Raw genomic sequence first — 22307 nt, 5'->3', positions numbered from 1 at the left:
AAGACGTTATCGGAAAGATTCATATTCGTTGTTGAAACAAGACGCAGGTCAAACGGTCCACGGCTCGCGGATCGCACGGCTTCGCATGCGGTTGGCTTCCTCGTCGTTCACAAATTCTTCCGTTACCGGATCGAATTGCACTTTGCGTCCCAGTTTCCAGGCAATCGCGGCTGCATGACAGGCGATGTGCGAGCGGGCCATGACATCTTCGTTGGCCGCTGGCTTGGAGCGGGTTTTCACACAGTTAAAGAAGTCACGCACATGAAACTTGGGCGAGGTTCCTGGAATCGAACTGGGCGAAGGGAGTGAAGCCCGCAGTTCATTCGAAGAGACGGCGGTCTGTCCGGAGTCACCCGTTTCGACCCAGCCAGCTTCTCCTTCAAAACGAACGGGACAGGTCCCCAGTCCCAGCCAGCCATTGCGTCGCATGACAAGCTTGATGCCGTTCTCGTAAACACATTCGATGACGTTATCATTGGGGACATCTTTGGGTTCGTAGGTCACGGGCATCGTATTGTCGGCTTCGAGTGCCCACTGGCAGATATCCAGCGTGTGTGCACCCCAGTCGAGCAGCTTCGCACCGGAGTCGAAGTCGTAATGACCTCGCCAGGCACCATCCACATACGCATGGTTATAAGGACGCCAGGGTGCAGGGCCGAGCCACATGTTCCAGTCGACGACTTCCGGATCGGGCTCGGGTTCCGCAGGCAGCCAGTCGTGACGATCAATCAGTTGATAGATCGAAGCGTGGACGGTATGGATTTTCCCCAGCTGTCCGGTCTGCGCGAGTTTGGCGGCATGCCCGAAGTTGGAAACGTTGCGGCGTTGTGTACCCGCCTGGAAGACGCGACCGGTCCGCTGAATCGTTTCCTGCAGTCGTCGTGCCAGCTCAATGGAGATCGCACAAGGTTTTTCCGAGTAGACATCTTTGCCGGCTTCGGCTGCCATCATGGAAGCGGTCGCATGCCAGCGGTCACCCGTGGCAATCAGGACGGCGTCGATATCATCGCGGGTCAGCAGTTCGCGGAAGTCGCGATAGGTGTCGCATTTCTGGTCGCCGTTCTGTTTGTCGGCCATCTCTTTGACGGTCTTGCGTTGATCAGCGCGAACATCGGCGATAGCGACGAATCGGACATCGGGCTGCTCAAGCATGTGGCTCAACACATAACCGCCACGTCTGCGAATGCCGATCCCTCCCAGAATAATCCGTTCGCTGGGAGCCACGGTCCCGTTCAAGCCGAGCGCCGTTGCCGGGATAATGGTCGGCGCTGTGAATACGGTACTTGCGGCGGCCGCCGTCTTCATGAAGTCACGACGATTGAGAGCACTTTTCTTCGTCATCTGTTTCTCCTCGTTAGCCTGGGGGGGAAAGAGTCGGCTGGTATATGAATCAATGATTATAGCGGGTTGGTGAAACCAGTGTCTGCCTGGTTTCATAAATTGTAATCGACGGGACGGGGGGCGTCTTGGAAATTCGAGGCGAAATTGTGTATATTTGACGCATTTCTGGTCCTGATAATTTATTATGAATGTTTCGTTACAACAGCAGTTTTTCAAAAAAGTCCCCGGTATCGCGCAGACCTGCCGCCTGTTGGAACATCTGCCTGATGTGTACCTGGTGGTGAAAGACGAACAGGGACGGTTCATCAATCATAATGCGGCGCTGTTAAGCTGGCTCAAGGTGGAATCGGGTGAAACGCTGATCGGCAAGACGGACTTTGACATACATGCCCCCGATCAGGCCGAAGCGTATCGCCGGGAAGATCGGCGGGTGATGGAGACAGGGGAACCACTGGTCGATCTGGTACATCCGGTGACGGGCGGCGAAGGGACGACGACCTGGTTCCAGGTTATTAAGGAACCGTTGTTTGATGTGCGCGGCAAAGTGGCGGGTATTGTGGGAATGATGCGCGACTTCCGCCGCGCTGGGCTGGCGATTGCCCCTTATTTGGAAATGCAGCGCGTCTTCGATTTTATAAACGATCATTTTCAGCGCGAAATCACCGTGTCGGAACTGGCGGCCTTGATGGGACTGTCCACCAGTCAGTTTCAGCGACGGTTTCGCAAGCTGTTTGATACGAGCCCGGCCAGTTATATCAGCCACATTCGCGTTCAGGCCGCCTGTCGACTGCTGACATCGACGACCGACACGATTTCACAAATCGCCAATCAGACCGGATTTTACGATCACAGTCATTTTTCTAAAGTCTTTAAATCGCAGACTGGTGTCAGCCCGACCGTTTACCGCCGCAAGTATCAATAGCCACTGATCCGTTTGCATGTCGTTAATTTTCTCGAACCGATTTTGCCCGGTTCTTGTCCCTCTGCTATGATTGCCGCGACTGTTTCAGCTGCCTGCCGACTTTCTGATTTAGTATTCAAAGTAAGAGCATCCAGAACATGGGAAAACAAATACCCGAACTCGAAGAACAGCATATCAAATTCATCGCCGCACAAAAGCTGTTCTTTGTTGGTACCGCGACCGCCGACAGTCGCATTAATGTGTCGCCGAAGGGAATGGATTCATTTCGTGTGCTGGGGCCGAATCGTGTGATCTGGTTGAACGTGACGGGCAGCGGCAATGAGACATCGGCCCATATTCAGCAAGACGGACGCATGACGGTCATGTTCTGCGCGTTTACCGGCAAGCCTTTGATCCTGAGGCTCTATGGGCAGGCACGCGTCATTCATCCTTATGATGCTGACTGGGACGAGCTGTTCGCTCACTTTCCCTCCATCCCCGGTGCCCGGCAGGTGTTCGACCTGAGCGTCGATCTGGTACAGACATCCTGCGGCATGGCGGTTCCCTTTTTCGATTACGTCGAGGAACGCGAACAGCTCATCAACTGGGCCAGCAAACAGGGAGAAGCCGGCATCCACCAGTACTGGCACGACAAAAACCAGCAGAGCCTGGACGACATTCCGACGAATATTCTGGATGGTGAATGATGCTTGACATGATTCCCGTCGGGTATATGGCCAAGCGGGTCGAAAGCAAACCGGACTTTCTAAAGAATTATCAGGTAGAAGATATCTACTCCGTCAGTAACTGTATTTCAGATCATTTTGCGTATTACATTGATTACTGGAAACATAATGGGTTCTGGATGTTTAATTCGCCGGAGGACCTCAGAACCTTAGCCAAAGAGCAGGGACTGGACCTGGTAGGAACAAAAATGTTCTACTATGAAGCCTACGCATACCAGTGTCACGAAGACAATCTAGAATGGGAACTTTTCAAACCGGAACAGTCGTTTGTCACGGATGTGCAGGTTCCTGCAAAGAAGGTACTCGAAGGATACGATATCGTTTCGTTCTCCCAGGAAAATGCGCCGGAATGCTCTTATCTATCATGTAATCATATGGCAGAAACGATCCCAGTAAATCGTCATTGTCTGATCGAAACATTTGATGAAGCGAAATTACTTCTGTCACAAGGTGCATTCAAAGGATGCGAACCAGGACCTTGTCGCATCTTCGCCGTTTATTCACTGGTTGAATAAGCCTTTCGTGTCATCCATTGTTCAAAATACATCCAGAATAAACCCTGGCCGTTCCGCTTTTTTCGGCAGCAGTCGTTGGGCTTCTTTTAACACGAATTTCGGGTCCATGAAGGGTTCGTAGCTGATGTCCTGCCAGACGACGTTGCCTTTGCCGTCGATGACGAAGGTGCCATGCAGGGGCTGGTTTTCGAAGTCGTCATAGACGTGGAATGACTTGAAGACATCGAGCTTGTCATTGGAAAACAGCGGGATGGGCAGATCTCCTTTATCATAGTTTTTGATCGACGTTTTCAATCCTTCCTGGTCGTCTGTGCTGATCGCCATAAGTGGGAAGCCGGCCTGTTCGAATTCCTGCACCATGGGAGCGAACGCCTGCAACTGCTCGGCACAATGCAGACAGCTGAAACCCAGATAGAAGATCAGCACATGAGGTTTGCCACTAAATTCATCAGAGCGGCGCACTTTGCCGGTCGCGTCTTTCAACTCCCAGGTCGGAGCAGGGCTGGGTTTCCAGCGGAAGGGACCCAGCGTACTCAGGACGGGACGGTTGCCTACATCGGTGGCGGCTGTCTTTTCAATGCGCCAGTCCGGTTTGAATTTCAGTTCGGCAGCGATTGGCGCCAGTCTGGTGAAGAGCGGCATATCCAGGTCGATGGAGGCGGAGATCTTCTGCAGCTTTTCGAATTCTTTTTTCGCAGCCGCTTTATCACCGGCTTGCCAGAGCAGTTCCACCAGTGTCGCCTGCGGGTGAACTTCATTCTTATGTGAGCCAAGCAGTTTGCGTAACGCTTTCTCTGCTTTTTTTCGGTCGCCTGATTTCCATTGTACGGCGAGTAGATAAACTTGATTCGCGCCGCCCGCTTTCTTCAGCAGCTCATAACCCGGTTTGAGATCACCCTGTGCAATCGCCTGATGTCCTTCCAGGGCTTTGATGCTCTGTTCCAGTTTGCGAACGCGTGAGAAATACGGTTTTGCCGCTGTTTTTTTCGCTTCATCAATGATAGAGGCACGACTTTCGTCTGGTCTGAGTGCGACCAGTGGTTCAGCGGTCAGACGGGATTTTGCTGTTGTTTGTGCTTTTTCAACGGTTCGTTTGCGTTCTGCAGAGACTTCATCCAGTCGCTTTTTCAGTTGAGCCAACTGAGTATCACCCTGTTTGATATTTTTTGTCTGGTAATACGCCAGTCCCAGATACCGCAGGCGGTTGATCTGTTCTTCTTCCTCATCGGTCGGTTCTAAATATGGAGTCTGGCTCAAAGCGATCAATTCGTCCCACAGTTCGTATGTCCGCAGCACCTGCAGTAGACGCATCCGTCCGTATTTCGCACTGCCCCGTTTTTTGAAGGTATTATATTTGGGATGCTGAGGCAGTTCGGTCATGTTTTTGGCGAGCGCCAGGGCATCGTGGACACGACCGATAAAGATCAGGTTGCGGATCAGCCATTCGTTGTTGTGGGCGTAGTTGTGAATCTGGTCAGGCATGACAGCGTCGCGCATCATGTGTGCGTGATCGACGCGGGCCGAGGCTTCCTGCTGCCAGACCGCATCTTCATAGCGGTTTAATCGCGAATAGATATGACCGGGCATATGCCACATGTGAGCGATACCGGGGGAAGACTGTCCGCAGTTTGCAGCCGACGTCAGCGCCTGTTCCGGTTTGCGATGATCCCACAAATGAATGCGGTAGTGGTGAGCCGGGTGCATCGGGTTCTTTGCGAAGATGTCCTGCAGCAGCGCTTCGGCCGCGATGTAGCTGGTGCTGGCAGAACGCGTGTTATACAGGTGCACGGCCAGAAACGCCTTGGCTTCCAGATCATCGGGGTACGCGAGGATCAGATCTTCCAGCGCTTTGGTATAGGCTTCGTTACGCTCTTTGGATTTTTTCTTATCCGCGTTGATGTAGGCTGTGAGCGCTTTGATGTACTGCTTTTCGCGCGGGCTGGCTTTGTCGAGTCGTTTGTTGGCTTCTTCGATAAAGCCTTTCGCGCGCTTCTCATTTTTCAGATTACACATCGCCGCACCCCAGAAGGCCATCGCACAGTCGGGGTCTAAATTCGCGGCGTGTCGGAAGGAACGTTCGGCTTCCAGATACCAGAATCCGTGCAGTTGCCCCAGCGCCTGGTCGAGAAACTTCTGTGCGGCCGGATTCTTCACCGTCACATCAAAGTGCACATCCCCGGTGCCCCCCATCAGGTAGGCTTGACGTCGTGGACCTTCATTGAAAACTTCCCCATGATAAGAGTGGCCGGCCAGAGTTTGCTCGGCTGATTTTGATTCTGTTTTCTCAGTGTCGGCAGATTTGTCCGCACTGTGGACCGTCGTCAGCGGCAAACAGAGCAGGCAGGCCGTCACGATAATAAAAGAGCAGTTTCTACGCATGATCTCGGGCAGGAAGTTGTGCATGTGAGTCAACTTTTATGAGAATGAGGATTGTGATTCATCTGTGGGAGAAACTCGATGTAGAATCTGTTATTTTACCGAGGCTGCTTGAGGAATGTCGATACCACGGAGTATTTTCGGATCGTAAAATCAGAATTCCGGTTCAGCTGGTTTCGAAAGCCAATCCGATTTTGATTGCCTCCGAAATATGTACAGTGTAGGATATGACGAATATGGTCCGAGTCGTATTTACTGCCAACCTGGAACGTCATCTCAGTTGTCCGGAAGAGACTGTGTCCGGCACTACGGTGCGGGAAGCATTGGAAGCGGTGTTTGAAACACAGCAGCAGCTACGCGGTTATATTCTCGATGATCAGAGCCGACTGCGTCAGCATATGGTGATTTTCGTGGACGGCCAGACGATTGTCGACCGGGTCAATTTAAGTGATTCCATCTCACCCGACAGTGAGATTTATGTGATGCAGGCACTTTCCGGCGGTTAACAGTTTTCCCGTTCGTTACATTTCTGTCATCAACCTTTCTAAAGGCATTCGCGATGAGTTCTCAGGTTCAGATTGCGACCCGTAAAGGTCTGTTTCAACTCGAACGCAATTCAGATGGCTGGAAAATCCAGCGCCATGACTTTCCCGGTGAGAATGTCTCGATGGTCCTGCATGATCCGCGGGATCACACGACGTACGCTGCGCTGAATCATGGCCACTTTGGGGTCAAGTTGCATCGCAGTTCGGATGCGGGGGAGAGCTGGGAAGAGTGTACCGTACCCGTTTACCCTGAAGGGGCCAAAAAAGCAGCCGATCCGTTTACCGAAAATGCAGAACCGAAACCGGCCAGTCTGAGTGAAATCTGGTCGCTGGAACCAGGTGGCGCTGATCAGCCGAATCGTCTCTGGTGCGGGACGATTCCCGGCGGCCTGTTTCGTTCGGATGATCGCGGTTCCAGCTGGCAGCTGGTAGATTCGTTGTGGGATCTGCCCGAACGCTTGAAATGGTTTGGTGGCGGCAAGGATGATCCGGGCATCCATTCGATCTGTGTGCATCCGGAAAACAGTCAGAATGTTGCGGTCGCGATTTCCTGTGGTGGAGTGTGGGTCACTGAAGATGATGGCATGAGCTGGACCTGCAAGGCGGAGGGGTTGCGAGCCGAGTATATGCCTCCGGATCTGGCGCACGATCCGAATATTCAGGATGCGCATCGCATGGTGCAATCACCCACGCAGCCGGACCACTTCTGGATTCAGCATCATAACGGTGTGTTTAAAACGACCGATGGGGCGCAGTCGTGGCAGGAAGTCACGGGGATTCAACCTTCCGTGTTCGGGTTCGCGGTCGCCGTCCATCCGCAGCGTCCAGAGACGGCATGGTTTGCACCCGGCGTGAAAGATGAGTGCCGCATCCCCGTCGATGGACGGTTCGTGATTTCCCGCACGACGGATGGCGGCTCGACTTCTGAAGTCCTCTCGAACGGCTTACCGGGAGAACACAGCTACGACATCGTCTATCGACATGCGCTGGACATCGATGAAACCGGCGAGTGCCTGGCCGTCGGTTCGACCACTGGCAACTTCTGGATCACCGAAGATGGTGGCGACAGCTGGCAGACGATCTCCACCAGCCTGCCTCCCATCCATTGTGTCCGTTTTGTAAAGAGTTAATGGCAGTTGCTCTTCATAAAACGAGAAGGACTAATCCCGTTTCTTCAGTTCCTGTGCGATCACGCGGGCGGATTCTTTGCCCTGCGCTGTGGCGCCTTTCGAGTTAAAATGCACGTTGCCCGGTTTGGACCACCATTCAGCGTGATGTGGTTTGGTAAACGCATACAGATCGTTGACGCCGATCTCGGGATAATCTTTCAGAACTTTCAACGCAACCTCGTTGTATTTGGCAGCGTCACCATCAATGCGGCCTGCTTCGCCTGCAGGGACGGGGGTCGTAGTCACAAAAATCAGTTTTGCTTGGGGAGCCAGTTCTTTCAGGTATGCGATTATCGCACGCAGGTTCTTTTCGTAGTCTGCAGTAGAAGTCACCTGTTTGCCATTTACGCGGTCCAGTTTTTTTCCGTTCATATATTTCAGGTCATGCAGGCCAACATTGAAGTGGATCACATCCCAGTCAAAATCCCAGTGGCCGGCAAGTTTGGGATTGCGCATTGTGTCATGCATGGTTTTCATTTTGGTAATGACAGAGGATGAATCACCTCCATTACAGTACAGGCGATACACATTGGCTTTCCCCTTGAGGGCATCGCGGGTGGCATCGGTATAGGCGATGGAAATCGAATCGCCGTACAGAAAGGCATTGGGCAATTTGGGGTCATTTTCCACAAATTGAAAGGCGGGTCGCTTATTGAACCGGGGAGAGCGGACCAGTTTTTTCCAGGCATCGGAAGCCTGTTCCTCGGCGAAAACAGCAGATGAACCCGCGAGCAGGCAGGCGGAGAACAAGACGAGCAGTTTGATGGATTTCATGATGCGTCTTCTATTATAAAAGGGTGTCTGCAGAAATAACCAGAACATCGGTCAGTCGCGTCTGTTCTATTCTGGCGAGATTGTAAGCAGAACAGCAAGTTGATTTGCTGAGGAAATTTAAAAAACCCGGTATCACAGGAATACGATAAATCGCAGAAGTTTTGTGTTGGGGTCGGAAGAGAGAATCAATAGAATGGGAACAGGAAACGTATCGAAGTCTGGAATTCAAGGAAGTGCTCACATGAGAATTTACTGTCTCTGCTGTTTAATATTTGTGTTCGGCTGTGAAAAACCAAAGCCGGAAGTCACATCGGCCGTTGTGGAACCGGGGGAAGCTGCGGCAAATCCCGGTACGGGCGAAACGGCTTTGCCGCTGGCCGGGATGGGCATCATGACCGGAGAGGTTACTTCTGATACGGCTCTGATCCAGGTGCGTCTCACCAGAACGGACAAGCTGGTCGATCGTGATGTGCCGGGGATGCCGGGAGTTATCAAATTCTCACTCAGCCCTTACACAGAGGTGAAGACTGTTTCCAAACATGTTGATACCCAGGTTGTGAAAGCAGTTGCTGATCATGACTTTATTGCGCGGGCCGCGTTTAATGGTCTCATGTCCGGCACCGAGTATGAGTGCAAGACACAGATCGGCGAAACAGAGGACAAGCTGCACGATGGTCCCACAGCCCGGTTCAAAACGCTGCCCGGAGCCAACAAAGCGACGCCTGTCGATTTTGTCGTGGTGACTGGAATGAACTATGCCAAGTTTCATGGTGATGATCGAATCGATCAAAAACAGCATCTCGAAGAAAACAACACGAAGCTCCCGCAGCCTTATTCCGGTCCGGACAAGCACCTGGGTTATCCTGCGTTGGAGACGATTCTCAAGTTGAAGCCTGACTTCTTTATTGGCACAGGTGATAATGTTTATTACGACACACCTGATAAGCCTCGCGCGGAAACCATTCCCGAAATGCGGCAGAAATGGCATGAACAGTTTGTGCAGCCCCGCTATCAGGATCTGTTTGCCATGGTACCTGCCTACTGGGAAATTGACGATCACGATTACCGTATTGATGATGGCGATAACACCGGGAATCATCATCCGACTCCGGCAGAAGGTCGTGCGATGATGCTGGAACAACTGCCCGTTGCGCCCATGAAAGACACCGCCGCAAAAACGTATCGCACGCATCGGGTGAATAAAAATTTGCAGATCTGGCTACCGGAAAACCGCATGTATCGCAGTCCCAATGCCATGGAAGATGGCCCCGAGAAATCGATCTGGGGTGACGAACAGAAAGCGTGGTTGAAGAAAACGCTCAAAGAGAGTAACGCGACTTTCAAACTACTGGTCTCGCCGACACCGATGATTGGCCCCGACGATCTGCGCAAGACCGACAATCACTGTGATATCGGCGGATTCCGACATGAGCGGGATGAGTTCTTCAACTGGCTCAAAGAGAACGGACTGGATCAGCAGAACTTTTTCATCGTGTGTGGAGATCGTCACTGGCAGTATCATGCCATCGATCCAAGTGGTTTCGAGGAATTTTCCAGTGGGGCACTGGTCGATGCGAATTCACGGCTGGGCCGCAAATCGGGCGACCCGAAATCAACGGACCCCAAAGGGCTGATCAAACAGCCTTATCTACAGGACCCGCGATCGGGCGGATTTCTGCTGGTGAGAGTCACACCCGCTGATAAAAAAGATCCAGCGACCCTGTCCTTTCTGTTTCACGATGAAAAAGGCAAGCTGCTGTACCAGCATGACGTTCCTCAAAACAGCAGTAAGAAAGCGGACAAATAGTGGCCGTTATTCTTTAAAGTCGGTGTCGGGCGTTTTCAGATCGAGGGGTCGAATCCAGATATTGCGGTAGCGGACGTCGTGGCCTTCACACTGGAGTTTAATACCGCCGGGGGTGTCGGTGATGCCGAAACCGTTATCATTGCCTCCATCCAGGCCGGAGTTCGCGCCTCCCCAGACTTTGTTGATGGTGATGTTTTCGTGGACTTTTTTCCCGTTGAAATACATTGAGACTAAAGGTTTTTCAACGAGCTTACCATCTTTGAACCGGGCTGCCCGAAATGTGATGTCATAGGCGTTCCATTTTCCCGTGCCGTTATAAGCGTGGTAGGGTGACTCGGTTTCGTTGATGACCGCAGCCATGCCGTGCTTCGTTTTATCACCATCCAGAACCTGGATTTCGAAGCGGTTCTGCAGATAAACACCACTGTTGCCTCCCGGCTTCGTGACTAGAAATTCCACGTGCAGGCGGAAGTCACGATATTTCTTTTTGGTGACGATGTCGGCGGTTCCGTATTTGCCCCCCGCCGCAGCCGGGTCATCTGACATGACGACCGTACCTGCGTCAATAGGATCGTCTACCACTTTCCATTTGATCGGCAGCGAGGAACTGAACCGGGGGCCTTCCCAGTAAGTCCATTTCTGATCCAGCATTTCCCGGCTGCCGTCCAGCAGGATTTCTGCATCAGTGGGCGGTTTGGCGCCAATGCCCACGTCGGCCCATACCGTTGAGCAGAGCAGGGGCAGAAACAGGAGAGAACAGAGAGTGGGAGCAGGACTGGTGAAGCGCATAGTGAATCCTCATGAAATCGGGAGCGTGATATCAAAGTTATATTATGTGATAATTCTGATAGTAGCACAAACAGGGAAATCGATTAGAAGCGATTCTGAACGGAAGTCGAGTTGCGGTTTAAGGTTGCCACTTTACTGTGCAATCTGGACCAGACAGACACACAACAGGCAGAACCGATTCATTAATATTTTTTAAATCGAAAAAGAAAAGTGCGTAGTTTTAGTGATTTATGAAGTGAGAGTGGGAATTCGCTAAGTTGAAATAAATCAGCTGTTTTTGGTTAGTGAAAAAAAATACTGGCGTCAGTCTCGATTTTAAAGCAGCACATTGAAGCTCTTTTTTTAGTGATCAACAGAATCGTTGCGTCGTCCGGGTAATCTGGTTAGGCATGAGATTCGCATACTTGATATGTCAGCTAATTGATCCGGTTGCAGTTTCTGCATGATCGTTAGCACTGGTTTTATTCTCACCTCATTGTGAAAAGTAGAGAGTCGATATTTTTGAGTTGAGATACAGATAGAGAAGAGACTGGTTGCTCCCCTGAATATCCCACCCTCTTTCATACCTACTTCCCGCTAAAGAAACGAACTCTCGTCATTCCGTATTTATTGAAGGAAACGTCCATGTTGAGCAGGCACAAATTACGTATACGTGGTTTCACGTTGATTGAATTGCTGGTCGTGATTGCGATTATCGCGATTTTGATTGCATTACTCCTACCGGCAGTTCAGCAGGCGCGGGAAGCCGCCCGGCGCAGCACTTGTAAAAATCAACTGAAACAGATCGGTCTGGCGCTGCACAACTACCACGATAATTTTCTTCGCTTCCCGATCGGCGAACAGTTCGGACGCATTCGCCCGAACTGGCGCGCCCCGATTCTCCCCTACCTGGATCAGGCACCCGCTTATAACCTGATGAACTTTGATATCAGCACCACGGTAGGGGGCTTCATGTCAGAGAATAGCGGTGGCTCGTATGGCTACGGTACTGGTACGGGAACCAACGAGGTTTTAAAAACATTGCGTGTCCCCGTGTATAACTGCCCGTCCAGTCCTTTTTCCAATACATCCAACGAGAATGGCATGAATAACTATGACCAGGGGCAGACAATGGATTACGTCGGGATCGCCGGTGCCACTCCAGCACCTGGCAGCAGCACAGGCTCGTGCTCTGTTACGGGAGCCGGCTATGGGAATGGCACATTCTGTAACAATGGACTGCTGGCACCCAATGACAGTTTCCGGATTCGTGACGTGACGGACGGTACTTCGAATACTATGATCGTGGCAGAGCAGTCTGGCCAGGTGAATGGTAAAGACTGTCGCTCCAATTACTATGGCGGCTGGAGCGGAATCGGAACCACTTCAAAAATGCCTTCACTCGGTTCTGGCTCTGCCTGGGGGTCTGGAACGACGACTGTCATGTATTCGATTAACAGTTTCTGGACTTCCGGCGCACCGACTGAAGCCAGTGCACCCTATGGTGCCAATACGGTTCTGAACTCCTTTCATACCGGCGGAACCCATGTGCTGCTGACTGATGGAGCGGTCCGCTTTGTCTCTGAAAACATTGATTTCAGTACCCTGGCGAATCTGGCATCGAAAAATGACGGTCAGGTGCTGGGCGAGTTTTAATCTCAAATCAGTATCGCTGTCTTAAAACGTGAAGGAAGGCACAGACCCTGTTCGTAAGATATACGGGGTCTGTGCTGTGTTTTGAACTATATTAATTGATTATAATTGGATTCATCCTGAAATGTTCATTCAGAATTATTTTAAGCGATTACTTCTGTTCTCCCTGCTGCCTGGTTTTAGTTTAATACTGGTCGGCTGCGGCGGAAGCAGTGAAGAAGACAAGCAGCGTGCAGACATCACTGTCACCGTGACACACGATGGTGCCCCCGTCTCAGAAGCAGAACTCCGACTGATGATGGACGGTAAAGGTGAGGGAGCGATGGGGTTACTCGACGATTCCGGGCAGACGGAACTCTCTGATGTCGTGCTCGGCAGTTACACTGTGACGGTGACGCCACCAGAGGGAACCCCCGACAACCCGGCTCCCCAAAAAGAGTACCCCAATATCCCTGCGCAGTATCGCAGTCTGCAAAACAGTCCGTTGAAAGCAGAAATCAATGCAGGCAGCAACGAGTTTACGTTCGAACTCAATTAAAAAATCAGCGACAGTTTAATGGTGAAAACCGGAACCCTCGGCTTCGGTCTGTGGTGTGTGCTGGGGATGAGCGGCAAAATAATCAATCGCGTGCTGCAGATCTTTCAGCAGCATCTCCGCCATATCGCGCGTGAATCCCTCTTTACAGACACAGCGTAATACGGCGAGATCGTCACGGTTTTTGGGGAAGGTATAAGCGGGAACCAGCCAGCCCCGTTCACGTACTTTATTCGAAATGTCGTACACGCTGAAATTGGCGGTTTCATTGGTGGTAAACGCAAACACCGGAATGTCACTCCCGTCCGAGATCAGATCGAACGGGCCGAGTTTCGCGATGCCTGCTGACAGATGCAAAGCGACATCCTGGGATGTCTGGTGAATGTCGCGATAACCTTCGTGGCCCAGCCGTAAGAAATTATAATATTGCGCCACCACCTGATTTCCGGGGCGGGAAAAATTCAATGCGAAGTTGGGCAGATCGCCTCCCAGATAATTGCAGTGGAAAATCAGTTCTTCCGGCAGTTCTGCTTTCTCACGCCAGATGATCCAGCCCACGCCGGGATACACCAGCCCGAATTTATGCCCGGATGTATTGATCGATTTCACCAGCGGCAGTCGGAAATCCCACTCCAGATCCGGTTGCAGAAACGGCGCGACAAATCCACCCGAAGCGGCATCCACATGAATGGGAACTTCCCAGCCGGTTTCGGTATTGAGTTTGACCAGTGCGTCGTTGACTTCTTTGACGTTCTCATAGCGACCATCAAACGTACTGCCCATAATCACGACGACACCAATCGTATTTTCGTCGACCAGCTTCAGGGCTTCTTCAGCAGTCAGGCAGTAGCGGTCCCCTTCCATCGGCACAAACCGTGGTTCGATTTCCCAGTAGCGACAGAATTTTTCCCAGCAGACCTGCACATTGATGCCCATCACCATGTTCGGTTTGTCAGCGGGTTTACCTGCGGCTTCTCTGCGTTTCCGCCAGTTCCATTTGAGAGCCATCCCACCCAGCATCGCTGCTTCACTGGACCCGATTGTTGAACAACCGACGGCATTTTCTTCTGAGGGTGAATTCCAGAGCTTCGAGAGCATGTTGGTGCAGCGGAGTTCAATCTCCGCTGTCTGCGGATATTCATCTTTGTCGATCATGTTCTTGTCGAACGTTTCTGACATCAGCTGTCGGGCTTCGTCTTCCATCCAGGTGGTGACAAAGGTTGCCAGGTTCAGCCGCGAGTTACCATCCAGAATCAGTTCATCACGAATCAGGTTGTAAGCCACCTTGGGAGGCAGGCCTGCACCGGGCATTTCGTATTTGGGGACAGGCTCCTCAATGAAACGTCCCCCATAAGCGGGAGTGATAAAGGATTCGGGGTCAGATGGATGCAGATTTTTCTGGCCGTGCAGCATGAACAGTGCCCTCCTGGTTGATCAGTACGGATGCGAAAGTGTGTACTGCTATCCTACTGTCTGGCGCTGAAATTTGAATGAAGATCACTTGTGGGATCTGTTTTTCTGCAAACTTTATGTATTGCAGCCGACGGCGCACTGTCCAATGATGTCCAGTTTGTCGTCGTTCAGGTAGCAGTATCGGTTAATCCAGACACCATCCGGGCTGATGTCGGTTGCCGCTTGCATCCGAGTTCGAAAATCTTCTGTAGGACCATAACCGTGCGCGAGTGCATAAATGGGCATGGGACGTGCCAGCTTTCTGGCAGCCAGAATTTTCCGTTCCTGTGCCAGTGGACCTGCGATGTGGGGTTGCGCGGGGCCCGGGTAAGAAACGTCAGCCAGGCGTGTGGGGTGCGCCCAGTCTGTGATGTCAAGAAATTTGAACAACGCTCGGACCAGCAGCGACTCGGAAATACCAGGATTCGCTGCCAGCATCTGATCGCCGTACGAACGCAGCATCATCGACCAGTGCATCCCGTACAGTTTCACGCTCACCGAGTTACAGTACTTTGCTGCCAGCGAATAATTCATGCCCGACAGAATGGACCAGGGGGGAGGAAACGCACTGGGTGCCAGTTCGACACCCGGTTTCCCACAGTCGTCCATTGTTTTTCGAAAGCCCGCCAGCAGCTCTTTAGAAAGCTGAGCTTTCATCAGCAGCATTTCAGAGGCTCCAGGATAATGGTCGTTCAGCCAGACCGGGAAATTCGCAGCCTGATTATCTTCTGAGAGCCAGTTTTCCAGATCGTAATTCGTCAGACCGCCATTGAGTTTCTGATACAATGCCTGCGAGTCGGACTGCATATTTTCAAAGTCGTAACCCAGACGGCCCGCAGCCTGGCGTGCGTGGTCACTGAAATCGAAAAACGCAGAGTCCAGAAAGTAAGGTGGATACTCGGGCCAGTCAAAACGCAGCCCGTCGATATCAGGATATTGGCGGAGCAAGTCGCGAATCAACGCGTGCTGGTATTCGATGATATGCGGACTGGCCAGGCTGCCGTTATTGGCGACTCGTCTGCGCGGCAATGAACCATCGGGCAAGCGGGGGATATCTTCTTCGACAGGGCCGCCAAACTGCACACGATACCCGGGGGGAATCGCAGCCTGGACCTGGAAATAAACTTCCAGTCCCCGCGCCTGTGCCGCTTCAATAAAGTCTGCTACGACGTGGCCTGCGCTGTGAGTGAGCTCATCCGCGCGTGCTGGCTGATAGCGCAGACCTGAATATAGCGATTCATCGGGAACGAAGCTGGGTGAGGTTTTGACCCACAGTTCCCGTTTACCTTCCCACAGCGGTCGATCCAGCAGGCGAACTTCTCCCGCACCAGCATCAGCGGGGGGCTCGCGAACTCCCGTCTGCTCGTCAGCCAGTTGCATTACATAAGGCGAAGTGGAAACTGCCGTGACGCCTGCACGCTTCATCAGATTGTCGAGAACTGTCTCGACTCCCTCGTGCTGCAGGTATTCCGGTAAGACCGTCACGCCGATCTGTCTCTGCTGGCTCATGGTTTCCTCGCTCTGAAGCAGAAAAATACTCTCTATTATTTGATATCTTATCGGCCTGCCAGAATGTTTCTCCACCCCGGCGGAGAGATTTTTTTTGACTTTAAGGGACCCCGGGCAATTTGTTGCAGAATGCGACGAGAATAAAAGTGGCAATCGGACCCAGCAGTAAAGAGAGTAGAAACCAGGCCAGCCCGCTGCGATTTTTTCCTTGCGCCAGGCCCGCATTGATCAATGCCAGTGATCCCCAACCGACCAGGTAGCCTGATTCCTGTGGGATTTGTGCTGCCAATAACATATTTGTTCCTCCTGAAATTATCAGATTCATTCTCGTTGTTTCAGATCAGGCCCGGGTTTTGTTTTCGAATTCCTAGATCGCATCACATTTAACCATAGCGTCTCTCAAGCTATTATACTCGATCCAAATGGCTCTGGAGACGCTACAGTAAAACTGGACACAGTCTAAAAACACGAGCCCCGTCAATCTGTGATTGAGGGGCCCGGTATTTGAAATTCATTAAATGGTAAAGATTATTCAGTGATAATGTCGTTCACAGTACCGCCACTGGGAATCATCGGTAATACATGTTCCTGATAGGTACAGATGACATCCAGCAGGTAAGGCTGATCAGAGGCCAGCATCTCTGCGAGAGCGGCCGGGTATTCTGCTTTCGAACGCACCTGTTTCGCCTGCAGTCCAAAACCTTTGGCGATGGAGACAAAGTCAGGATAGGTGTCTTCAGCATGCTCGCCGGAGCCCTTCCCTTCCCACTCGGGATGATGCACGGGACCCAGATAAGTATGAGCCCGACGACCTGCCATGAAGCGGTCTTCCCATTGCACTACCATGCCCAGGTGCTGGTTGTTGAGTAACAGGATTTTGACAGGCAGATTCTCCGTATGCAGTGTCGCCAGTTCCTGAATATTCATCAGCATCGAGCCATCACCGTCGATGTCGACCACCAGGTCATTGGGGAACTGTGCCTGGACACCCATGGCAGCGGGCAGTCCGAAGCCCATCGTCCCCAGTCCGGAACTGCTGAGCCAGTGGCGTGGTTTGTTGAATTTATAGAACTGAGCCGCCCACATCTGGTGCTGTCCCACGCCTACGGTGATGTAGGGGTCTCTGTCTTTGGACTGCTGCCAGAGTTCGTGAATCGCATACTGCTGCGACATGACATCACCCAACTCAGGATATTTCAGCGGGTATTTCTCTTTCCACTCTTTACACTGTGTCAGCCAGTCGTCGACCTGCGGCAGGTCGTCATCGGTAATCGCTTCGTTGAGCGAAGCGAGGACATGTTTCAGGTCGGCATTAATCGGAATATGCGCTTCCTTGTTTTTCTGCAACTCGGAAGGGTCGATGTCGACATGCACAATTTTTCCATGTTTGGCAAACTCTTCGAGCTTACCAGTCACACGGTCATCAAAACGTACTCCGAATGCGAGCAGCAGGTCTGCTTCGTTGACGGCGTAGTTCGCATAGACGGTCCCGTGCATGCCCAGCATATCCAGACTCAGGGGATCTTCTCCGGGGAACACGCCCAGACCCATAACTGTAGTGGTGACAGGAATATTGGTTCGGCGGGCGAACTTGACCAGTTCTTCGGAAGCATCCGAAATAATAGCGCCGCCACCAACGTAGAGAACTGGTTTCTTGGAGCGTTTGATGGCTGCCAGAATCTGCTTAATCTGTTCCGGAGCTGCTTTACGCATTTCAGGGCGATAGCCGGGCAGGTAAGTGTCGGGATTGTAATCGGGTTCTGCATCCAGTGTCGCCAGCTGACAGTCTTTCGGGAAGTCGATCAGCACGGGACCGGGGCGACCTGTATTCGCGATGAAGAATGCTTCCTTCACGATGCGGGCTACGTCTTTGACATCGGTGACCATGTAATGATGTTTGGTAATCGCGCGGGAAATTTCCACCATGGGAGTTTCCTGAAATGCGTCGCTACCAATGACGGCTTGAGGTACCTGGCCGGTGATCGCCACCATGGGAATCGAATCCAGCTTGGCATCCGCCAGTGCTGTTACCAGGTTGGTGGCACCAGGACCGCTGGTTGCCATGCAGACACCGACTTCTCCGGTCGTGCGGGCAATCCCCTGTGCAGCGAAGCCGCCCCCCTGTTCGTGGCGAGGCAGAAGTGTGCGGATATCGTCTTTGTATTTCATCAAAGCCTGGTGCAACGGCATGCTGCAACCACCGGGATAAGCAAAGATGGTTTTCACGCCCTGCCGCACCAATGCCTGAACCAGTATCTCAGCGCCATTGATTGTCTTCGTTTGCGTGTTTTTTTCGTTGGCAGTGGCCACTGTTTCACCCTTCTGTTTCGATAATCTCTAATTGTCTCAAAATTAATGACGGAATCGACCAGACATCGCTGTCACCGGCTCATATCCGGCTGCTGGCAGATCGCTATTTTGCTGTTACCACAACAGACAAATACGTAGACGCACCTCGTACGCCGAATGTTCGTTCTGGTAATCAATCACTTGGTTGGTGATCAATTCTATCTTCTCCCAGAGACAATAACGAGTCATTTCCTGTCCAGAATCCAATATTCGTCGAGAGACAGGCCCGTTAATCAGCCTCGGCAAACAGGTTACAGAGGCTGTTTCGATTGTGCAGATTAACACGTTGTGTCCAGTAGTCAGGTCGACAGCAGTCAGAGTATTCGATCTTCGACGAAATTCGAACGCATTTAAGTATATTGATATTGGTTGGTTATGAGGTTGGGCTTATCATGATTTGAACGGACCACGCTGTTTTGGCAGGAAAGGTTTGTGAGCAGGAATTTGATTTGATATGATATATAAGCAGACTTTGAAATGAGTTTGTCTGGTGGCTTTACCGACCAGTAATAATGGGCAGCAAAGCGAGTCTGCCTACACCCCACCTGAACTTCCTTCCCGATATCAGCAAGCTGAGGTATTGAACATGAATGATCCAGCGAATCTGATGCAGGCGACGCTTTCACGGCGATCCTTTCTCCAGGCTGGTTTTCTAACCCTGGGAGGTCTGGGTCTGGCGGACCTGTTGCGGCTCAGGGCGGCTGCATCGACTTCGGGAGCCACCCCGGATACCTCAGTGATTCTCATCTGGCTGCAAGGCGGTCCCAGTCATATGGAAACGTATGACATGAAACCCGAAGCGCCGGTTGAATATCGGGGTGAATTCAATCCGATTCATACGAATGTGCCGGGCATGGATATCTGCGAGCAGCTTCCCCTGCATGCGAAGGTGGCCGATCGCTTCACGCTGATCCGATCCATTTCGCATGGCTTCGCGAATCATGCTGGCGGTGCCGGTCGCTTTCTGTCCGGCCGCGATCCCTTACGACCACTGGAACGCACTTCGCAATTTCCGACGATTGGTCCCATCGTTTCCAGAATGCGCGATCATGTGAATATCGGCATCCCGAATTATATCGGAAATCAACCAAATGTGTACGGCGGTGGCAGTGCGTACCTGGGCGATTCAGCGCTCCCCTTCGTTGTTGGCTCCGATCCGAATGCGAAAAACTATCGCGTCCCCAATCTTACCCTGGACGATAAACTGAAAGACCGTCTGGATGACCGCGTGACGCTGTTGACCTCTTTCGACAACATGCGCCGCGATCTGGATCAGAACGGTTCCCTGCAGTCCATCGACAAATTTAACAGCCGCGCTCTCGATATGCTGACCAGTGATAAATCTCGCGATGCGTTTGACATTACTCAGGAGAGCGATGCGACCCGTGATAAATATGGACGTCACAAATGGGGACAACGCGCCCTGCTGGCTCGCCGCCTGGTCGAAGCAGGCAGCAGTTTTGTCACGATGCAGATGCAGAACCCAGGTGTCACAGGTTGCGCGGGTAACTGGGATATCCACGCAGTCAATGGTCACCTCTATGATGACCTGCGCGGACGACTGCCGATCTTCGACCGTGCGGTCTCTGCCCTGATTGAAGATATCTATGAGCGTGGCCTGGACGAAAAAGTGATGGTCATCGTCAGCGGCGAATTCGGTCGTACGCCCCGCATCAACCCGCAGAAAGGGACACGCTCCAAAGTCATGCAGCCCGGTCGTGACCACTGGCCCGGCGCGATGTCGGTCCTGGTCTCCGGTGGCGGCATGCAAATGGGACAGGTCATTGGCTCCACTACAGCCAACGGCGCGTACGCCAAGGATAACAAGCTCGATCCCAACGATCTGCTGTCGACCGTCTATCGTTTCCTGGGCATCGACCAGGCCCATGAATTCCTCGACCACAGCGGCCGCCCCATGCCCATTCTCCCCAGTGGAAAACCAATTGTTGAATTGAGTTGATGCATTCCTGCTGATGAAAGCATATTCAATTAGGGGTGGTCCCGGATGTAATCCGGGATTGCCACAGGCAACAGGAGGTCGCAGAGTAAACATTATTTGGGTTTAAGGATCACCTGACTCAAACAGGAAATCCATCGGCGGTGCTGATATCAATCGTATGTTCTCACCATAACCTCCTGCTCGCTGCGTTCGGCCCGAATTGCATTCGGGCTCACCCATAGTTTTTTCGTATGGTGTTATTATTCGAGCACTGTTGGCGAGTATTTAGAGCGGACACTTGATACACAACACGAATACAGCTCTCAATCTTTCCCACCCGGCTTGCGCGGAAACTGTGCTTCCAGTAGTTTGACCGCTGTCTGAAAATCGGCTCGATCGGTAGGCTCATTGATGATGTTCGTATTCTCTCCCGGATCGCTTGTGTGATCGTACAGTTCACGTGCGATGACCTTACCCGTTTTAAAATTCCGCCATTCGGTGTAGCGATAGCGGGGCGTGCGGACGGAAACACCCATGTTTTCAGGTTGTTTTCTGTAATACGCGGGCCGCGGATGCTGCGTAAAGGCGGCTGGCTTGACTGACTGTGTCGGATCATTCAAGACAGGCACCAGGCTTTTGCCCTCCAGTTTTCCGGGGGAGGGGAGATCGCATAATTCGACCAGTGTCGGATACATGTCGAGCAGCTCGACCAGCGCTTCTGCTGTCTTACCCGCCTGCTGCATTTGAGGCGTCGCGATCATCAAAGGCACGCGTGCATCGTTTTCGAAGTTGGATGTTTTGCACCACAGACCATGTTCGCCCAGGTGAAAGCCATGATCCGACCAGAACACAATGATGGTATTCTCGCGCAGTCCCAGGCGATCCAGTTCCGCCAGTACTTTGCCAATCTGCGCGTCCAGGTAACTGATGCCCGCCAGGTAACCGGTTCGCAGTTCAATGATCTGCGCATCCGTCAGCTTTCCATCCACGGCTCTCAAAATTTCTCGACTGTCATGCAGCGCAACATCCGGTGCGTTTTTCGGAGGCTGAGGATTATCGGGAACCGTGATCGGGCTGTCGTCATACAGATCCCAGTATTTCTTAGGTGGATTGAACGGTAGATGCGGTTTCCAGAAGCCGACTGCCAGAAAGAACGGCTGCTGTTTCTTCTTGACTTCCTGCAGTGCTTTTACGGCGAGATCGGCGATGCGACCATCAAAGTAAGCCGAATCAGGTACGTCGCGACTTTCGGATCGCGGTGCTTTTGCAAGGTTGACCGGCAGTTCCCGGTTATCGTTTAACAGCGGCTGGTCATCATCGTGCCGCGCAAAATGCATGACGGCGGGCACGCTCCAGGAAGCGGGGTCACCTTCGATCTTCTGCCGCCAGTTATGAAAAATTTTGCCGATGTTCTGCGTGAAATAACCTTGCTGCTTGAACAGCTGCGGCAGCGTGACAATGTCCGCATCGACTTCACGAAAGTGTGTGGGCAGATCCCAGATCTCAAGTGTATCAGGACGCCGTCCCGTCATCAGCGACGCCCGCGAAGGGTTGCACAGCGCCTGCTGGCAGTAGGCCCGTTTGAACAACACGCCTTCCGCCGCCAGTTGATCCAGATGCGGTGTCTTCACCAGCGGATGTCCATAACAGGCCAGATCACAGCGCAGGTCGTCCGCGCCGATAAACAGCACGTTCGGTTTTTCAGCTGCCTCAGTTGGTAAACCGAGAGCAGGGCAGAAGATCAGGAGCAACACAACTGCCAGCGGGGAGCGACGTCTGCCAGTAAAAATCATGAGCGAAGGCTTTCAGAGTAAGAATGCAGATAATGTCAGAGCAACCATATGTCATTTTGGAGTGAGCAGCCCGATTCCGCAAGCATCGATTTGCTGAGGCTGTGATTTGCGGAATAAATAAATTTTGTGAAAAAA

Annotated in this window: 18 protein-coding genes; 9 read left to right on the top strand and 9 right to left on the bottom strand. The window is 52.2% G+C overall.

Translation table 11 applies throughout. The features are described from left to right. Window positions 1–48 precede the first annotated feature (48 nt). The gene (locus tag Pan161_RS28205; RefSeq protein ID WP_145232058.1) at window positions 49–1341 is read right to left on the bottom strand and encodes a Gfo/Idh/MocA family protein; all 1293 of its coding nucleotides are present in this window, start codon (window positions 1339–1341) and stop codon (window positions 49–51) included. Between the two features lie 184 nt (window positions 1342–1525). Here Pan161_RS28205 and Pan161_RS28200 point away from each other — a divergent pair, with 184 nt between their 5' ends. The 3 genes from Pan161_RS28200 (at window position 1526) to Pan161_RS28190 (ending at window position 3503) form a co-directional block, all read left to right on the top strand. Further along, window positions 1526–2263, top strand: a complete 738-nt coding sequence (locus Pan161_RS28200) for an AraC family transcriptional regulator (RefSeq protein WP_145232057.1) — start codon at window positions 1526–1528, stop codon at window positions 2261–2263. Between the two features lie 137 nt (window positions 2264–2400). Further along, window positions 2401–2949, top strand: coding sequence for a pyridoxamine 5'-phosphate oxidase family protein (locus Pan161_RS28195; protein WP_145232056.1), 549 nt, complete (start codon window positions 2401–2403; stop codon window positions 2947–2949). Next, the gene (locus Pan161_RS28190; RefSeq protein ID WP_197995569.1) at window positions 2946–3503 is read left to right on the top strand and encodes a hypothetical protein; all 558 of its coding nucleotides are present in this window, start codon (window positions 2946–2948) and stop codon (window positions 3501–3503) included. The genes Pan161_RS28195 and Pan161_RS28190 overlap by 4 nt, the downstream gene beginning before the upstream one ends. A gap of 21 nt (window positions 3504–3524) precedes the next feature. Here Pan161_RS28190 and Pan161_RS28185 read toward each other — a convergent pair whose 3' ends face one another. Continuing rightward, window positions 3525–5906 (bottom strand): peroxiredoxin family protein, encoded by a 2382-nt coding sequence (locus Pan161_RS28185; protein ID WP_145232055.1) that lies wholly within the window; start codon window positions 5904–5906, stop codon window positions 3525–3527. Between the two features lie 209 nt (window positions 5907–6115). On the opposite strand from Pan161_RS28185, the gene Pan161_RS28180 reads away from it, so the two are divergent. Continuing rightward, complete coding sequence (locus tag Pan161_RS28180) at window positions 6116–6385, top strand: MoaD/ThiS family protein (RefSeq protein ID WP_145232958.1); 270 nt, start codon at window positions 6116–6118, stop codon at window positions 6383–6385. 53 nt (window positions 6386–6438) lie between these two features. Continuing rightward, complete coding sequence (locus Pan161_RS28175) at window positions 6439–7554, top strand: WD40/YVTN/BNR-like repeat-containing protein (protein ID WP_145232054.1); 1116 nt, start codon at window positions 6439–6441, stop codon at window positions 7552–7554. A 30-nt stretch (window positions 7555–7584) separates the two neighbouring features. Here the strand turns inward: Pan161_RS28175 and Pan161_RS28170 are convergent, their stop codons facing one another. Beyond that, window positions 7585–8367: an SGNH/GDSL hydrolase family protein gene (locus Pan161_RS28170; RefSeq protein WP_197995567.1), complete on the bottom strand. Its 783-nt coding sequence runs from the start codon at window positions 8365–8367 to the stop codon at window positions 7585–7587. A gap of 241 nt (window positions 8368–8608) precedes the next feature. On the opposite strand from Pan161_RS28170, the gene Pan161_RS28165 reads away from it, so the two are divergent. Next, window positions 8609–10174: an alkaline phosphatase D family protein gene (locus Pan161_RS28165; RefSeq protein ID WP_232103532.1), complete on the top strand. Its 1566-nt coding sequence runs from the start codon at window positions 8609–8611 to the stop codon at window positions 10172–10174. A 6-nt stretch (window positions 10175–10180) separates the two neighbouring features. On the opposite strand, the gene Pan161_RS28160 is transcribed toward Pan161_RS28165, so the two are convergent. Then, window positions 10181–10963 (bottom strand): 3-keto-disaccharide hydrolase, encoded by a 783-nt coding sequence (locus Pan161_RS28160; RefSeq protein ID WP_145232052.1) that lies wholly within the window; start codon window positions 10961–10963, stop codon window positions 10181–10183. Between the two features lie 624 nt (window positions 10964–11587). Between Pan161_RS28160 and Pan161_RS28155 the strand changes: the two genes are divergently transcribed. Both Pan161_RS28155 and Pan161_RS28150 read left to right on the top strand, forming a co-directional pair. After that, window positions 11588–12598, top strand: coding sequence for a DUF1559 domain-containing protein (locus tag Pan161_RS28155; protein ID WP_145232051.1), 1011 nt, complete (start codon window positions 11588–11590; stop codon window positions 12596–12598). A 121-nt stretch (window positions 12599–12719) separates the two neighbouring features. Further along, a complete protein-coding gene (locus Pan161_RS28150; protein ID WP_145232050.1) occupies window positions 12720–13133 on the top strand; it encodes a carboxypeptidase-like regulatory domain-containing protein in 414 nt (137 codons plus the stop codon). A 15-nt stretch (window positions 13134–13148) separates the two neighbouring features. Here Pan161_RS28150 and Pan161_RS28145 read toward each other — a convergent pair whose 3' ends face one another. From Pan161_RS28145 to ilvB, 4 genes are all read right to left on the bottom strand, one after another. Continuing rightward, window positions 13149–14543 carry a glutamate decarboxylase gene (locus Pan161_RS28145; protein ID WP_145232049.1) on the bottom strand — a complete coding sequence of 465 codons (1395 nt, stop codon included), beginning with the start codon at window positions 14541–14543 and terminating at the stop codon, window positions 13149–13151. Window positions 14544–14657: 114 nt separating this feature from the next. Then, complete coding sequence (locus tag Pan161_RS28140; RefSeq protein ID WP_145232048.1) at window positions 14658–16091, bottom strand: hypothetical protein; 1434 nt, start codon at window positions 16089–16091, stop codon at window positions 14658–14660. A gap of 100 nt (window positions 16092–16191) precedes the next feature. Then, on the bottom strand, window positions 16192–16386 hold the full coding sequence (locus Pan161_RS28135; protein WP_145232047.1) for a hypothetical protein: 195 nt from the start codon (window positions 16384–16386) through the stop codon (window positions 16192–16194). Between the two features lie 233 nt (window positions 16387–16619). Further along, window positions 16620–18401, bottom strand: coding sequence for a biosynthetic-type acetolactate synthase large subunit (ilvB, locus tag Pan161_RS28130; protein WP_145232046.1), 1782 nt, complete (start codon window positions 18399–18401; stop codon window positions 16620–16622). Window positions 18402–19026: 625 nt separating this feature from the next. Between ilvB and Pan161_RS28125 the strand changes: the two genes are divergently transcribed. Continuing rightward, entirely contained in the window at window positions 19027–20400 is a 1374-nt protein-coding gene (locus tag Pan161_RS28125) for a DUF1501 domain-containing protein (RefSeq protein WP_145232045.1), read from the top strand. A gap of 302 nt (window positions 20401–20702) precedes the next feature. Here Pan161_RS28125 and Pan161_RS28120 read toward each other — a convergent pair whose 3' ends face one another. Continuing rightward, window positions 20703–22172 carry a sulfatase gene (locus Pan161_RS28120; RefSeq protein WP_145232044.1) on the bottom strand — a complete coding sequence of 490 codons (1470 nt, stop codon included), beginning with the start codon at window positions 22170–22172 and terminating at the stop codon, window positions 20703–20705. Window positions 22173–22307 lie beyond the last annotated feature (135 nt).

The organism is Gimesia algae (assembly GCF_007746795.1).
GTDB lineage: Bacteria > Planctomycetota > Planctomycetia > Planctomycetales > Planctomycetaceae > Gimesia > Gimesia algae.
The sequence above is the reverse complement of the archived record's forward strand: the minus strand, read 5'-3'. Positions and strand labels throughout refer to the sequence as shown.